The sequence below is a fragment of the Arsenicibacter rosenii genome (assembly GCF_001870735.1).
Taxonomy (GTDB): domain Bacteria; phylum Bacteroidota; class Bacteroidia; order Cytophagales; family Spirosomataceae; genus Arsenicibacter; species Arsenicibacter rosenii.
The window spans coordinates 15106-31751 of sequence record NZ_MORL01000028.1 but is presented as its reverse complement, the minus strand read 5'-3'; the positions used below and the strand labels follow the sequence as shown (position 1 = coordinate 31751).

General features: G+C 53.2%; 10 protein-coding genes. 8 read left to right on the top strand and 2 right to left on the bottom strand.

Annotation, left to right across the window (positions count from 1 at the left end):
* Window positions 1-57: 57 nt before the first annotated feature.
* Window positions 58-3015 (bottom strand): glycosyltransferase family 117 protein, encoded by a 2958-nt coding sequence (locus BLX24_RS26495; protein ID WP_071506251.1) that lies wholly within the window; start codon window positions 3013-3015, stop codon window positions 58-60.
* A gap of 744 nt (window positions 3016-3759) precedes the next feature.
* Here BLX24_RS26495 and BLX24_RS26485 point away from each other — a divergent pair.
* The 8 genes from BLX24_RS26485 to BLX24_RS26450 all read left to right on the top strand — a co-directional run bounded on the left by BLX24_RS26485 (window position 3760) and on the right by BLX24_RS26450 (window position 14404).
* On the top strand, window positions 3760-4371 hold the full coding sequence (locus BLX24_RS26485) for an RNA polymerase sigma factor (RefSeq protein ID WP_071506249.1): 612 nt from the start codon (window positions 3760-3762) through the stop codon (window positions 4369-4371).
* A 94-nt stretch (window positions 4372-4465) separates the two neighbouring features.
* Window positions 4466-5584, top strand: coding sequence for a FecR domain-containing protein (locus BLX24_RS26480; protein ID WP_071506248.1), 1119 nt, complete (start codon window positions 4466-4468; stop codon window positions 5582-5584).
* Between the two features lie 257 nt (window positions 5585-5841).
* Window positions 5842-9348, top strand: coding sequence for a SusC/RagA family TonB-linked outer membrane protein (locus BLX24_RS26475; protein WP_229201899.1), 3507 nt, complete (start codon window positions 5842-5844; stop codon window positions 9346-9348).
* A 20-nt stretch (window positions 9349-9368) separates the two neighbouring features.
* A complete protein-coding gene (locus BLX24_RS26470; protein WP_071506246.1) occupies window positions 9369-11270 on the top strand; it encodes a RagB/SusD family nutrient uptake outer membrane protein in 1902 nt (633 codons plus the stop codon).
* Window positions 11271-11446: 176 nt separating this feature from the next.
* Complete coding sequence (locus BLX24_RS26465) at window positions 11447-11803, top strand: VOC family protein (protein ID WP_071506245.1); 357 nt, start codon at window positions 11447-11449, stop codon at window positions 11801-11803.
* Between the two features lie 252 nt (window positions 11804-12055).
* The gene (locus BLX24_RS26460) at window positions 12056-12754 is read left to right on the top strand and encodes an RNA ligase family protein (RefSeq protein WP_071506273.1); all 699 of its coding nucleotides are present in this window, start codon (window positions 12056-12058) and stop codon (window positions 12752-12754) included.
* Complete coding sequence (locus BLX24_RS26455; protein WP_071506244.1) at window positions 12751-13863, top strand: AAA family ATPase; 1113 nt, start codon at window positions 12751-12753, stop codon at window positions 13861-13863. Before BLX24_RS26460 ends, BLX24_RS26455 begins: the two co-directional genes overlap by 4 nt.
* Before the next feature lie 169 nt (window positions 13864-14032).
* Window positions 14033-14404 (top strand): hypothetical protein, encoded by a 372-nt coding sequence (locus BLX24_RS26450; protein ID WP_071506243.1) that lies wholly within the window; start codon window positions 14033-14035, stop codon window positions 14402-14404.
* An 89-nt stretch (window positions 14405-14493) separates the two neighbouring features.
* Here BLX24_RS26450 and BLX24_RS26445 read toward each other — a convergent pair whose 3' ends face one another.
* Entirely contained in the window at window positions 14494-16593 is a 2100-nt protein-coding gene (locus BLX24_RS26445; RefSeq protein WP_071506242.1) for a right-handed parallel beta-helix repeat-containing protein, read from the bottom strand.
* Window positions 16594-16646 lie beyond the last annotated feature (53 nt).

Sequence of the window (16646 nt, the reverse complement as noted above, 5' to 3'; positions counted from 1 at the left end):
GATAAAACGAAAAAGGCCGGTTCTGAGAACCGGCCTTTTTCGTTTTATGAAGAACGCTTATCCCTGATAAGCCCCCAGGTGCTTATTAAAAATAGCTTCGTATTTCTGGGCTGCCGCCGTTTGTTTCGCCGATTTGCACGCATCGACAATCACTTGCAGGCTGTACAGATCCGAGTTGGTATCCCCGAACGTCCGGCCGGATTGCTGCGAGTACGTCAGGTTCTGGTCGGCCCGGCGGGCGATGGTTTCGGCAATTTCCAGCGCTTTTTTCGTATTGCCGGTTTCAAAGTAGAAGCGCACGTAGTTTGAGCAGACCTGATCATACGGAATCGTAGTATCCGGAATAACACTCAGTGAATAATCCAGTACCTGCTGGGCACGGGTTTTATTGCCATCACGCAGCAACTGATCGGCCAGCCGGAAGAAAGCAATCCGCGCCGATAATACCGGCGACCCTTTGTAGGTCTCGTCGTAGTACACCTTCGGATTGTTCATCTCGCGCCAGAACATTTTCGTCGTCATGTTCTTGTCCATCAGGCTTGTATTAACATACCCATCCTGTGCGCCTTCCATTTTTACCGGCATCAGGCGGTAAGCATAGCCCTCCAGCTGCATGTTTTCTTTCAGGTTGAGGTAGTTCGACGAAGCCAGTGTGCTTGAGAAGTAAATCGGCCGCTGCCAGTTGTTGGTCGCAATGATGTCGAGCATGATCAGATCAGGTTTATACAGATCGCTCTTTCCGATTGTCCATTGCAGCGTGTCCTGCACCATTGGCTGCAGGTTGGCCGGTACAAAGTTTGCTTTTGCTACGGCGGCCTTATCGATTGGCAGGAACAGCACCGACGAAGGCAGAATGCTGGTCATATCACCGGTTGTCAACGGCACCTGCACAGCAGGGTTGTTCGATTTGATCAGGTTGATGTACTGCTTCAGATCGATGCCGTTTTTGACGGCTGCCACCTCGTAGAACGGCAGGATGTCGTTTTTGCCTTTGTTGAAGTTATCGAACTCGAGCGAAATCGGCAGCGCATCCGACTCGTAGGTGCGCCGTTTCATCTGCTCGATATACCATTCGGTACCCAACAGACTCAGGTTACACACCCGGACATCGGTCCGGAACCCTTCCACTTCCTGGGCATACCACAACGGGAACGTATCGTTATCTCCGCCCGTAAACAGGATTGCGTTCGGTGCGCAGCTGTTCAGGAGGTTTTTGGCGAAGTCAACCGAGTGGAAACGGTCTGAGCGGTCGTGGTTATCCCAGCTCTTGGCGCCCATCATCACCGGCACCAGCAGTGCCAGACCCGCTACCAGACCACTCCGCATGGTGTCGGCTTTCATGTATTCGCGTAAGCCTTCGGCCAGCGCCATAACGCCCAGACCCAGCCAGATAGCAAAGAAATAAAACGAACCTACGTAGATGTAATCCCGCTCACGGGGCTCAGACGGCGGCGAGTTCAGGAAGATCTGGAGAGCAATACCGGTAAAGAAAAAGAGCAGCAAGACAACCAGAAAATCTTTCCGGTTGCGGAAATACTGGAACAATAACCCGAACAGACCCAGAATAAACGGCAGCATGTAGAAATTGTCGCGGGCCTTGTTGGCCTGCAACAGCTCGGGCAGATTGCTGTTCGATGACCATGGCAACAGGTAGCCCGCGCCTTCCTGATCGCTTTCGCGGCCGGCGAAGTTCCACATCAGATACCGCCAGTACATGTGGCCCAGCTGGTAGTTAAAGAAGAATTCCAGGTTATCGCCCATCGTTGGTTTCTGGCCTTCCGGAATGTTCAGCATTTGCCGGTACAGCTGCGGGTGATTCATCTGGTTACTGTATACCCGAGGGAACAGCATTTCGTCACCGGCTTCGTATACGTATTCTGGCTGATGGTCAAAAACAACGTACTTTTTGCCTTCTTTTTTGTACATCGCTGCTCCTTGTTTCTGATCAACAGGGCGTGACGTGAAGACCGGGCCGTAGAGCAGGGAGCGGCTGCCGTACTGTTCCCGTTTCAGATACGAGATAAAGTTAAGCGCGTCGCTCGGGTTGTTTTCGTTGATTGGCGGGTTGTAGCCAGAACGAACCATGACCTGCATATACGACATATAGCCGATCAGGACGAATGCCAGCGACAGCAGGGCTGTGTTGAGGACCACGCGCTTCTGACGGGCCGACCAGATGATGGCATAGGTAAGAATCGCGATGAAAATGACGAAGAAGGCGGTCATACCCGAAGCAAACGGCATGCCCAGCGTGTTGACAAACAACCGCTCCAGCACGAATGCCGCACTCGGCAGACCCGGAATAATACCTGAGTTGATAATTCCCAGAATAACCATACCTACCCCGAACGCAATGATGCCGCCTTTCAGATTTGGCTTAGTGGTTTTCTTAAAATAGTAAATCAGCGCCAGCGCCGGCAGCGTAACCAGGTTCAGTAAGTGAACCCCGATGGATAAGCCCGTCAGGTAAGCGATGAGCAGAATCCAGCGGTTTGCAGAGGCTTCGTCTTCGATGCGCTCCCAGCGGAAGGCTGCCCACACAACGATGGCGGTAAAGAACGAAGACATACCGTAAACCTCGGCCTCAACTGCCGAAAACCAGAACGTATCCGAGAATGTATAGGCCAGCGCACCGACAGCGGCCGAGCCAAGGATCACCAGCGTATCGCCGAAGGTGTAATCACTCTCTGGCTTGTTGATGAGTTTTTGGGCCATCATCGAAATGGTCCAGCACAGGAACAGGATCGAAAAGGCACTGGCCAGAACCGATACCATGTTAACCCAATAGGCTACGCTGGTTAAGTCGCCCAGGGCAAGAAGGGAAAACAGACGGCCGGTCAGCAGGAAGAAAGGCGCACCGGGCGGGTGAGGAACCTGAAGTTTAAATGAACACGCAATGAATTCGCCACAGTCCCAGAAGCTGGCCGTACGCTCGACTGTCATGGCATAAGTGAACAGCGCGACAACGAACGTAGCCCAACCGGTTATGGTGTTAAGGCGTCGGAAAGATTGCATAGAGATATCGGTTAACTGACTTTTGTGGAGCAAGTCTGTAAAAACAGTGTCAGATTTGACCCCAACCTAATAATGAATCGCCAAAAATAGCAAAATAAAACCCTATGGGCGGGTATGGGTTGTTAAAAGTTCTTAACGCCGGTTGCGTTTCCGGAAAAATAATCAAGGCTCTTGTGAACCCTGGTGCGCCTTTGGTATCGGAAAGGAGAATTTGTGAAGACTGCCATGCAAATGGTCAATTGGTGCCGCGTTATAGTATGGTTCTTTGCCTCCATGTACCAGGCATTGATCCCCTGGTATGTACAGGGACTTTTTTCCTCAAATCCGTGTATCTGTTTCATATACATTATTCGTTCAGCACAGATCTGTCCTGACTTATTTTTACTTTGTTGCTGGATTCGATACTATTTTATTGTTAGTTAATATAATATTACCTTAATTAGTGGCACTGCTATAATAGTGCATGGTTATTGCAGCGTTATAGATGTTGGTGTAGTAATGCATCGAAGAAATATAAACGTTATAGTTAGAAAAGCTGTCCCACCTTGCGGATAGCTTTTTTTTGTTTTCAGTATATGCAGGACGGTTTACTCTTTTAGAGACAGAAGGACAAAAAATATGCGTGAGCAACAGGTTTTTTCCTGATTTTTGCGATTATCCACCTAACTTGCCGCTGCATACCAAAAGGGTAGTTTTACCCGTCCGGACTCTAAATTATTCACGACGTTATAATTCAGGAAAACAATGCGCCTTGAAAATCCGAACAATGATGCCTGGTTGTGGCGGCGGTTTAAGGAAGGAGATTCGGAAGCGCTGGGTCAGCTGATGACTGATCACTACACCGCCCTGATTCGTTATGGAACCAAGTTTAACCGTGATACTGATTTTGTCCGCGACTGCATGCAGGACATTTTTGTCGAGCTCTGGAATCGGCGCGAAACGGTCAGTATGCTGGTACAGGCGCAGGTTCGTCCATACCTGATGACCATGTTGCGCCGGTTGCTGCATCAGCAATACCTCGAACGGCAACGCTATGATTTTGAACCGGTATCCGGTCAGGAAGATGATTTACAGTTTGATGTAACGTTTTCTCCGGAAGACATACTGATCGAAACAGAACAATCGCAGCACACCGCCGACCGCATCCGGCAACTGCTTAACCAATTACCACGGCGCTCGAAAGAGGCCATTTATCTCCGCTTTTACGACAATCTCGACCGTGCGGCCATTGCGCAGGTGATGGGCATTTCCGAACAATCGGTTTCGAACCTGTTTCAGGAAACATTCCGGTTATTACGCCGCCATGTGACATCAAAACAACTGTGGCTGTTCTTGTTAGCCAATCTAATGGTCTGATTGTCAGGGTTCTGAGGAAAAAATAAAAAAAATCATTAAAAAATACAGTATCTGCCATTTCGTTTGCCCTATCAGCAGATGAACCCGTTTCATTATGCCTGATTACGCTGCCTATACCATCGAAGACTTTGTGTTTGACCCGGAATTTCAACGCTGGGTGAAACAACCCAACGCGAGCAATGAAGACTTCTGGCAGCAGTGGTTGGAGGAGCATCCTGACCGGATGGCCGACATTCAGCAGGCCCGGCAACTGGTGCTGAGCATGGAAATCGATGAGGTAGCCGTGAGTCCGGAGCAGATTAAACGCGATGTGCAGAAAATGCTGCACCGGATCCGCTATCAGCAGCCGGTAGGCCCTGCGTTTACGCAGGTAACACGGTCATCGCCGGCATGGGGCCGCTGGGCGGCCGCCGCAGCCGTGGTACTGGCTATCGGGTTGGGTTGGGTCTATTACCGGCAAGCCGCCTTACCGGCTCCGGGGCGGTATGCTTCTGAAAACACGATGGCGGCCGACGTGAAAAACGGCCTGCAAACGCAGCGGAATACGACCAAAGAGCCGCTGACACTTACCTTGCCGGACGGTAGTACCGTTGAGCTGTCACCCTCCTCCGAAATCAGCTACCCGACGCAGTTTGACGGTGATAAACGGCAGGTGACCCTAACGGGCGAAGCGTTTTTTACGGTAGTCAGAAATCCGGCAAAACCGTTTCTGGTCTTTGCCGATGATGTGATCACCAAAGTGTTAGGTACCAGTTTCCGGGTAAAAGCCTATCCGGATCAGAAAGATATTGTCGTGGCTGTCCGTACCGGTAAAGTAGCCGTCTTTGCCCGTGAGGAAGCCACCGACGGCTCCGGCAAAATAGCAGACCGGCGGGTGATTTCGCTGACCCCCAACCAACAGGCTGAATTTTCCCGTATTCGGGCCGAGTTCCGTAAAACGCTCGTAGCCCAACCGACTGTGATTAATAAAGCCATACGGCCCGCCGAATTTGAGTTCGATGAAACACCGGTGGCCGATGTGTTCCGGCGTATTGAAAAAGCCTATGGCATCGAAATTATTTATGATTCAGATGTGCTCCGTGATTGTGCCTTGTCGGCTTCGCTGAGTCAGGAGAGTCTGGACGATAAGTTACGGATTGTGTGCCGTGGTATTGAAGCCACCTACGAAATCATTGACGGTAAGATTGTGATTCGCTCCAATGGTTGCCGGTAATCAAAAAAGCCTGTTCATATCCCTTGTTTAATAAACCCTGCTCTGAAATCTAATCTATCATCTCTATGACACATCTATCTGATCCGTGAGACTTTCCCCTGAAAAAATGTAGCCGATAGTGCGGCCAGGCACTACCGGCTACAATGTCCCCAAACCCCTGCGAGAGCATCCGTCGGAGACGGATGAAGGGGACGCTTTTGTTTTATTTTCCATAAAACCGCTTAAATCTAATGAAAAACTCTTTACTAATCAGGATAGTGAAACTTACCGCATATCAGATTTTTCTGGCTGTAGTATTCACTGCGGCCGCAAATGCCACTGATGCTTCGGCTCAGGAAGTGCTTGATAGGAGGGTAAACCTTACTATTCAGCAAGCCACGCTGAAGCGCGCACTTGCCCAGCTGAGTCAGGCTGCTGATGTGAAATTTGTCTTTAATTCGAAGGTGGTCCGTGCCGGAGAGCAGATTTCACTGTCGGCCAGCAATGAGCGTTTAAAGGATGTGTTAACCCGTCTGTTAACACCCAGACATATTCAGTTTGAAGCTACCGGTCGTCAGATCATCTTTTTTCGCAATGAGGCCCAGACCGGTACCGCCGAAGCGGACGAAATCGCCGAAGAAGCCATCATCGCGGATGTCGTGATTTCGGGCCGCGTACAGGATGAGAAAGGCGCCGGCCTGCCTGGTGTGAGTGTCGTCATCAAAGGGACCATCAAAGGGACCACGACCGATGCTGACGGTAAATACCGCCTCGAAGTACCGACGACGGCCGGTACAACGCTGGTATACAGCTTTGTCGGCTACAAGAAAAAAGAAGTGGTAGTAGGTGCTCAGAAATCACTTGACGTGGTGCTGGCTCCCGACGATCAGACACTGAATGAGGTGGTAGTCGTGGGTTTCGGTACACAGCGGAAAGCAACGGTAACCGGCTCCCTGGCAACTATCACCACAGAAGACCTGAAACAAAGCCCGACGGCCAACCTGACCAACGCCCTCGCCGGCCGGTTGCCGGGTCTGATGGCCAATCAGTTCAGCGGTGGAGAGCCTGGTGTTGACCGCAGTAACATCCTGATCCGCGGGATGGGCACCTACGGGAACACGGCACCGATTGTGATTATCGACGGGCTGGAACGGAGCATGGACTATCTGGCACCTTCAGAAATCGAAACGTTCTCGATCCTGAAAGATGCCTCATCGACCGCACCGTACGGGGTACGTGGTGCCAACGGCGTTATCCTCATTACAACAAAGCGCGGTAAGGTACAGGACAAGGCGTCGGTAAATTTCAAGGCGTCGACAGGGATCAACCAGCCGGTTAAATTCCCGACCTATCTGGGGTCTGCCGACTACGCGATGTTGTATAACGAAGCAATCATCAACAACAACCCCGGCGTTAACCCGTCGACCCTGAACCTGTTTTCAGATAAGGCCATCGCCGATTTCCGGAATGCCAAAGGCGATAACTCCGACGGACTTGGCTACAACTGGGATTATTTCGACTATGCCTTCAAACCGGGGGTTCAGCAGGACTACAGCCTGAATATTTCGGGTGGTTCGGCAAAGGCGCGGTATTTCGTACTGGCCAACTACTTCCAGCAGGATGGTAACTACAAACACACCGACCTGACGGCCTACAACACCCAGGCGGTATTCAAACGGTACAACTTCCGCTCGAACATCGACATCGACATTACGAAAGACTTCTACGCCCGTCTGGATATCGGTGCCCGGATTACCGACCGGAACGCCCCGGGAACAACGGCCGCCCGAATCGTTGAGATGGCCAACACACAACCGTCTTACCTGCCCATCGTGCTGGAAGCAAACGATAACCCGGGCAATAAAAAGACGATGGCCAACAACCCGCTGGGAATGCTGTACGGAGATCAGATTTACCGTTTCAACATCCTGGGTGAGCTGAGCCGTACCGGCTTCCTGAACGAGAAAAACACGTACCTCAACGGGTCCTTTGTGCTGGGCCATCAGCTTGATTTTATCACGCGCGGTCTGAAAATCGAAGGCCTTTTCGGGTATGATGCCTCAGAAGGCATTTGGGTAAACCGCGTCGTAAATACCTACTCGGAAGGGTATCGGGTGTATCCGGGCTACGCTACGTTAATGCCGGATGCGGGTAGTGATGTGTACCGCACGCCGGGACATTATACCGGTTTATACAAGCGCGGTAATAAATATGACGTTGACCAGACCATCGGCAACAGCACGAGCCGCAACCCGAGCGACGGCCGTTCATACACCCAGATTAAACTCGATTACCTGCGCAACTTCGGGATTCACGGGGTAACAGGTATGGTGCTCGTAAACCGCTCGCGCCGTGTGGTCGATAACCAGGTGCCGTTTGGTTACCAAGGGATTACGAGCCGTTTTACGTATAGCTACGATGACAGGTATTTGCTTGAGTTCAACGCCGCTTATAACGGTTCGGAAAACTTTGCGCAAGGCAAACGTTATGGCTTCTTCCCGGCTGCCTCGGCCGGCTGGGTGATTTCCCGCGAGAAATTTATGGCCAATGCGCCGTGGGTGAATAACCTGAAACTCCGTGGTTCATATGGTCTGGTGGGTAGCGACCGGATTCCGAACGACCAGCGGTTTATCTACCTCCAATATTTCGGTGGTGGCAGTGATTACAGCTTCGGTACCGACAACTTCGGTTCAGGCGCCGGTGGTGGTCTGCGCGAAGGCAACCTGGCCAACCCGAACCTGAGCTGGGAGAAGGCCCGGAAAATCAATATCGGTCTCGATGGAACACTCTTCCGGAAGCTGACGTTTGCGGTTGATCTCTTCCACGAGCACCGCTATGACATCATCACCGACATGAGCGGCGGCGACAAACTGGGCTTCCCGACCATCGTAGGGAAGAGTGCGCCATACCTGAACTCGGGTATTGTCGACAACCGGGGGATTGATTTTGAGATCGGCTGGTCGGGAACCACCCGCAGCGGCCTTACCTACTATGCCCGCCCGAACCTGACCTTTGCCCGGAACAAAATCGTGTTCATGAACGAGATTCCGTATGCGGCACCGGGTCGTGCACAGACCGGCAACCGGATCGGCGATCACTTCGATTACGTTTTTGATCACTTTGTCCGTGATGCGGCTGAAGCAGCTGAACTCAATGCCCGCAACAACGGCGGTGGCTACCAGCCATGGGGCCGCCTGACGCCGGGCGATGTGGTATACAAAGACATCAACGGCGACGGTGTTATCAACGACCTGGGCGACCGTGTGGTGGTCGGCAACCCGCGCAACCCGGAACTGATGTTCGGTATTCCGGTGGGTGCCCGCTATAAAGGCTTTGACTTCAGCGTATTGTTCCAGGGGGCAGCCCTGACATCGGTGCAGCTGAGTGGCGCGGCCGTGTGGGATTTCCCGCTGTTCTCGAACGATAAGTATGGTAAGGTGAAACCAATGCACCTCAACCGGTGGACACCGGCAACGGCGGCAACGGCCACGTATCCTGCCCTGCACTTCGGCGATTATACCAACAACAAGAACCCGAACAGCAGCCTGTTCCTGTACAATGCCAAATACATCCGGATGAAGACGGTCGAAATCGGCTACAACCTGCCGAAATCAGCCATCCGTTTTGCCGGTCTGCAAAGCTTCCGGATTTATGCGCAGGGCCTGAACCTGCTGACGTGGGATAAGCTGAAAGATGCTGACGTAGACCCTGAAATCCGCGAAGGATCAGGTGACTGGTACCCTGTACAGAAGGTGTTCAACTTTGGTATCGACGTGACGTTCTAATCCTCTAACCGCTCAAAATCATGCGTTTTAACCGAATATATACATACCTGCTTGTGGTGGTTGCAGGCGTTAGTCTGAGTGCCTGCGACGATAAGTTTCTGGACCGCCGTCCGGATGATCAGGTCGATGAACAACAGACCTTTACCCGGTATAATAAAGCCAATCAGCTCGTAACCGATCTGTATGCACAGATCAAAAGTGCGAACCGGCCGCTGGTATTTTTCAACCACTTCTCGTCGGCACCCGTAACGGACGAAGCCGAGGGCTCGACGGCCGAAGGCAGCCTGACCAATAAATTCAATGCCGGCGACTGGAGCCCGGCCGGTTTTCCGGACCGGAGCAGTACGGGGCAGTACTGGTGGGACCTTTACTCAAAAATCCGGCAGGCAAACGTGTTTCTGGAAGGGGTAAAAAAATACGGTACTCCGGATAACCCGTTGCAGGAAGGCGACCTGGGCAAACGCATCGGCGAGGTCTATTTCATGCGGGCCTACCTGCATTATCTGGCGGCGCGGATGTATGGCGAGGTCGTGTATGTCGACCGTACGATCCTGCCGACCGAAACGATGGATTTCAAGAAAGAGTCATTCCACACCATTGTTTCTAAAATTGCGCAGGACTGTGATTCTGCCTTTGCACGGGTACCGGCTACCTGGGGTGGTGCCGATTTCGGCCGGATTGACAAAGGGGCTTGTCTGGGTCTGAAAGCCATTGTCCGCTGGATGGCGGCCACGCCGATGTGGAACGGAGGAACGATGCCAAACGACAGCCGGCAGTTCAAGGGGGAGTATACGTATAGCCAGAACCGATGGGCCGCAGCCCGCGACGCAGCAAAGGCCGTACTTGATTTTAAAGTCGAAGGGGCACCGCGCTACAGCCTGTATGTCGGCCATGATCAGACTGACTTTAAAGACGATGCCGGCGTAAACAATAACAACTCAAAGGTGTATGGCCGGTTGTGGGACATGTATTACAGCATGGATGCCTACCTGAAAGAGGCGGTGTTCTTTGTGACCCGGGATAAGGATAACAACTGGCAGGGTGATATTTACATGCCGACATGGGGTGGCAGCTCGCGGCAGATGCCGGTGCAGGAGCAAGTCGATGAATATGAGTATATCGCAGCGAATGGCTATGGCTATCCGATCTACAGCACACGGGCAAAAGCCGACGGCTATGACGACGAAAACCCGTACGAAAGTGTGAAGCGTGACCCGCGTTTTTACCGTGATATTGTGTACCACGGTTCAACGTTCAAAGGAAAAGTAATCAATACGGCCGAAGGGGCTGACCGCCTTGGCGCCTCCAACTCGACAACAACCGGTTATTTTCTCCGCAAACTGCTGCGCGAATCATGGAACCGGGATAAGAGTTTTACCATCAACGGTCCGCCGGTATGGCGTCTGCCTGAGTTTATTTATATCTACAGCGAAGCCGTAAACGAAATCACCGGCCCGAATGCGGAGATTTATGAACTGCTGAACCAGGTCCGCCGCCGGTCATTCATGGCACCGATTCCGCCGGAAGCGCAAAGCAGCAAGGCACTCATGGACGAGTATATCAAGCGGGAGCGCCGGGTAGAGCTGTTTTACGAAAATAACCGGATCTGGACAACCCGTCTGTATCTGGAGCCAAACGCAACCGTTGAGCTGAACCGTGAAGCGGCCTGGCAGGCCGGTGGGACCACCAACGATGAGCGTTCACAGAACGTGTGGCCATACCCGAAAACACAGCGCATGATCAACGGCATGAAGCCGGTCGAAGATCCGAACGGTAAAATTGTGATCGGTACGAAGAAGTATAAAATGAAGCGTTTCTTTGTCGAAAGCCGTGTGTTTGTCGCTCCGCGCCACTACCTGTTCCCGATCATGCAAAGTGAAATCCAGCGCACACCAAGCCTGATTCAGAATCCGGGATGGTAATTGTTTAAAGAGCGAAAGAGTGAATGAGCGAAAGCCTGAAAGAGGGAAGAGGATTCTCCGGCTAACGCTACGCTTTCCGGTTATTTCGCCGTTTTATTCACTCATTCACTCATTCACTCATTCACTCTATAATTCCGTTACCTTTGGGGTATGGCCTGTGCCATATCCCTTTTTTTATGATTCAGTTCAAGCGATTTGACCATATCCTGATTACCATTCCGCCGGGCACAACGGCACTGGCCCGTACGTTTTACGGTGAGATTCTGGCACTTCCCCCCATCCCGGGCGGCCATCCACACAACGCCATCTGGTTTCAGATGGGTGATGTTCAGCTGCATATACGTGAAGAACCCGAAGGCCCCCTGTCGAGCCGGCATCCGGCGTTCGAGGTCGTCAGCCTGTCCGATGCCAAACAGTTTCTGACCACCCGCGGCATTGATCTGGCGTACTCATCCGAAATCGAAGGCCGCGACCGTGTCTTTTTTCGCGACCCCTTCGGCAACCGCTTCGAGCTTATCGAATACAAAGAGTGAAAGGGCGAAAGAGTGGGGGACGTAGCCGGAAAGGTAGGTTCAGGTACGATTCGCATCTGCTCAATCACTATAGGGCACTCTGTGCGCCGTAAGTGCTGTAAAAAAGCAGCTGTTTTGTTACCTTTGCAGCGCACAATTTCTCCCTGTGCCTAATCGCTTGAAAAGCCATGTAATACGTAGCCGCCATCGGAATTAACACCGGAGCCTTCATCCGAAGGCCTTACGGCTATGGTATTATCAAAAAAAAAGAAAATGGCTTTATCTGAAAAATACGGGCGGACCTACCACTATCCGTTTTCGCCCGGCACAACAAGCGATGACCGGATTAATCATCAGGTCACGGCCGACCTTGGCCGGATTCAGACACTCATTCATACCGAAAAACTGGACGGCGAGAATAATTGCCTGTCCTGTCATGGCGTATTTGCGCGCTCGCATGCGGCCCCGACCGTATCGCCGTGGACGGCTGCGCTGCGGGAACGCTGGCAATCTATCCGCCATGAACTCGGGACACTGGAGGTGTTCGGCGAAAACCTGTTTGCTGTCCACTCAATTCTATACCCCGACCTGACGGATCATTTCTTTGTCTTTGCGATACGGGATCAGGATCAGTGGTTGTCATGGGAAGAGGTCGTATTTTACGCGGCTTTACTCGACATGCCAACCGTGCCGGTGCTGGCGCGTCAGGAAGCACCGTTAACGGCGGCTGAGGTAGAAGCGACTGTAAAGACACTGGCGCAACAGCCCGGCGTCTTTGGCTCGGCGGAGGCCCGGACAGGGCAGTGCTGTACGCGTGAAGGCATTGTCTCGCGGGATGCCGGTGCGTTTGCTGCTGCCGATTTCTCCCGACGGGTTTTTAAGTATGTGCGGAGAGAGCATGTGCAGACCGATGCACACTGGACAAGGCATTGGCGGCGCGCTGCATTACTGACAGAAAGGAGGACTGTATGAGCTGGCAACTGACAAAACAAACCGATCCCGGCGAATTGTTGCGCGAGTTTGACTGGGTTCGGGCCATGGTGGGCGTACCGCAGGACCCGCTACATCACGCCGAAGGCGATGTATTTACCCATACCATGATGGTGCTGGATGCCTTAACGGCGATGCCGGTTTATCAGGCGTTGCCGGCCGGCGATCAGGCGATTCTGTGGGCAGCGGCCCTGTTGCATGATGTGGAAAAACGATCGGTAACGATGCTGGATGATCAGGGCCGGATTACGTCGGCGGGCCATGCGCGGAAGGGCGAGTATACTACGCGGGTGCTGTTATACGATGCCATCCCGACACCGTTTGCCACGCGGGAGGCAGTTGCGAAACTGGTGCGGTATCACGGTCTGCCGCTGTGGCTGTTTGAGAAACCCAATCCGGTACAGACCCTGCTGCGGGTTAGTCTGGAGGTCAATACGGCCTGGCTGGCACTGCTGGCCCGGGCCGATGTGCTGGGGCGGATATGCGCCGATCAGGTGGAAATGCTCTACCGCATTGACCTGTTCGAAGCCTTTTGCCAGGAACAGGGCTGCTACGGCAAGCCTTACCCGTTTGCGTCGGGTCTGACGCGGTTTCAGTATTTCCGGCGCGAGGATGTGGCTCCTGACTTTCCGCTATACGACGAAGCGGTCAATGAGGTGGTGCTCATGTGCGGGTTGCCGGGTGCCGGAAAGGATTATCACATTCTGACGCATTACCGGGACTGGCCGATGGTGAGCCTCGATGCGTTCCGGCGGCAATACAACATTGACCCGACCGACCGGAAGGGAACGGGCCGTGTGGTGCAGATGGCGAAGGAGCAGGCGCGGCAGTACCTGCGCTGGAAAGAACCGTTTGTCTGGAACGCCACATCCATTACCCGTCACCTGCGCGAACAGGTCATTGAGTTGTTTGTCACCTACCGGGCGCGCGTCCGGATTGTGTACGTGGAGGTGCCGCAGGCAAAACGCATGGAGCAGAACGCCAACCGCCGTTATCCGGTACCGGAACCGGCCGTCAGCCGGATGCTCGAACGGCTGGAGATACCGGCGCTCTGGGAGGCGCATGAAGTTATCTATGCCACAGGTGAATAACCGCGCTTTTTTGAGAAAAAATGTCGTTTACTTCCAACGTATGGGTGCCTGGAAGGGTCTCTTTTAGACAACCCCAAGCCCTCCCGAATCGTCGGCCCGGCCTGATTGCTTCCGCGGCCTTTAGGGCAGGGCGGGAGATGGGGTAAACCTCTAAACCTCTCCAGACATCATGCGCAACCATTTACTGTTGCTGAGTTTACTGTGTACCGGCATTGCGTGTAAAGACAAGGAACCTGAGCCGGGCATCACGTTCTACAAAGCCAAAAAAGCTTACTGCGGCGTTGGTGACCCGCTGAACGAGCTGGCCTGGCTCAAAGCAAAGGTCGATACGTTTAGTACCGTAAAGGTTGGTAACTATACCGTTTCGGTCGTTGAGTACAAAGGCGGGGAGTACTTTATTGCCGGCAGCGCATTTTCGTCAAGCCCGGCGAGCGAGATTTATACCTGCTCGGGTGATCGGGCACTGAAGCCGCTTGGCGTTACCTATAACCAGTTTATGGAGGCCTCTAAAACGGTGCAGACGCTGTATACGCGGCGATAGGTTAGCTTCCAGGAAATTCTAAACTTCCTGGAAGCTAATCTATCGTTACCCGGCCCTGTTCCTGAAGATCCGGGCCGGATAACGTAATCTCACAACGTATGCTTCGTCGCCTCTTCATACCGGCGGATACGTACCGGCGGTAGGACCGCCTTCTTTTTCCATGCCGCGCTGCCGTAGACACCCGCCTTCGTGTAATCAAACGGCGTAAACCCGATCTTCTTTGCCGTTGCCTGCGACCGGAACCGGAAGTCGTACGCCAGCGGATTGACAAACAGCGGGTCTTCAATGACCGAATGCTGATCCTGTCCCTTTTTCTGCCAATCGGCCAACGACAGATTACCAACGGCAACGCTTTTCGTATCAGGATTCCAGTAGCAGTTCCGGTCAGCCTCCAGGTTGATTTTGACCCAGTTGGGGTTAGTCAGCGTAGCCGAGTTGAAGTAGACAATGTTGTTAGTAAACCGGAACGACAGGTGCGGTTCTGTGCGGGTTACCGCCAATTGACTGTTATGGTTCAGGGCAAAAATGTTGTTACGGATGATGTTCTCCTTACCGTAATGCTGGTGAAAACCATTGCTTTTGCAGGCATAGACCAGGTTCTTTTCCATCACTACCCCGGTTGAACCTTCGTCGGTATAAAGGCCCCAGCCGCCGTAGGTATACGCCCAGATGTCGTGTACGAGGTTATGGCTCACTACCGTGCCTTCAGACGCTCCCAGGGTATAAATACCGCCCATGTCGCTCAGTTCGCCCCAGCCGAGGTGATGAATGTGATTGAAACTGATGGTGTTCCGTTTGGCCGTGCTGTTGGCATAGCCCCAGATCCAGCCCACCGAAATGCCCGTGTATTTCAGGTCCGAAATCTCGTTGTGGGTAATCACATTGTCGGGCGAGTGAAAAATCAGCACACCAACCGCCGTCGGAAAAAGCAAGCCACCACGGGTAATGATCGAGTTGTCGACGGTGATATGGCGGGTTAGTTCTGTGGTGTCTTTCTGTACTTCTTTTTCGCCTATTTTGATGCCGCCACCGCCGAGGTCATGCAGATAACACTGCTCAATCCGGCAGTTGGTTGCTCCGCGTTTGAGCCACATGGCATACAGCGCCGTACTCCGTATCTCGCAGTTGGTAAACAGGATCCGGTCGGCAAAATCAATCATCACCGCCGCCGGAATGGTCGCTGCTGCCTGCTGGGGCTCGTTTCCGCCATCGGGCATCGTATAGCCGGAAACGGCAAAGGTCAGGTTCCGGAACGACAGGTCGTGAACCTGTTTGCTGCCCATGCCCGAGCCTTTCACCACCACCAGCTGTTCCAGCGTCGGGGCGATAATCCGGGTGTTGGCGATGGTTTCACCGGCTTTCGGCATGTAGTACAGCAACCCGTTTTTCTCCAGAAACCACTCGCCGGGGCTGTCGAGCGCCGTTCTGTAGTTTTCGAAGTAGGCGAGTGTCTGGGCGTCCAGTTTATTCCACGGGTAATACCCACGGCCAATGGTCTCGACAAAGGCGGTCGTATCGCGGCTCAGCGTCGCGTTCAGCAGGTGACGGCGGGTAAAATCCCATTTGTGGTGCATAACAATAATCGCGCTGCTGTCGCTCACGGCGGGCAGCGGGTCACTGACATTAGCCAGATTAAGGCGGGTTTTCTGGGTTGCGCGGATGGCGGCCGGTGCCGTGCCCTTGTCGATAATCGTTTCCTGGTTGCCGTTGACCTTGTAAAAGCCCTCGTCCGGACTTTTGGCCCGGCTTGCCCATCTGCCGTTAACAAACAACTGTTCAAAGCGCCATGGTTTACCGGTTTGGGGCAACTGAGCAACCCACAGCGACTTATTCACAGCCCGGAAACCGGTAATGCGCCGGCCGCCATAAAAGACAGGCGTTGTGTTGGTTGCAGCTTTGTAGGTAATCGGGGCTTCAGGGGTGCCGCTGTCTTCATCGGTCAGTTCCAGCGGTTCCGGCATGTAATACTCGCCGCCCTGAATAAGAACGAAGACCGGTTCATTCAGTTTTCCCTGCTTTTTGAGCGCCCGTATTTTGTCGCGGGCAGCGGTCAGCGAATACAGCGGCCGTTGTTGGGTGCCGGTGTTGTTGTCGTTGCCGTTCGGCGCGACATAAATATTGAGGGCCGACAGTGCGCCGGGAAGGATAAACAGTGCCAGCAGCAGCCCGCAGCGGGTCAGGTAATTCATACGTCAAGTTTGTTCAGGAAGCCGGCTGCGGCAGCACTTGCCACCTGCCTCCG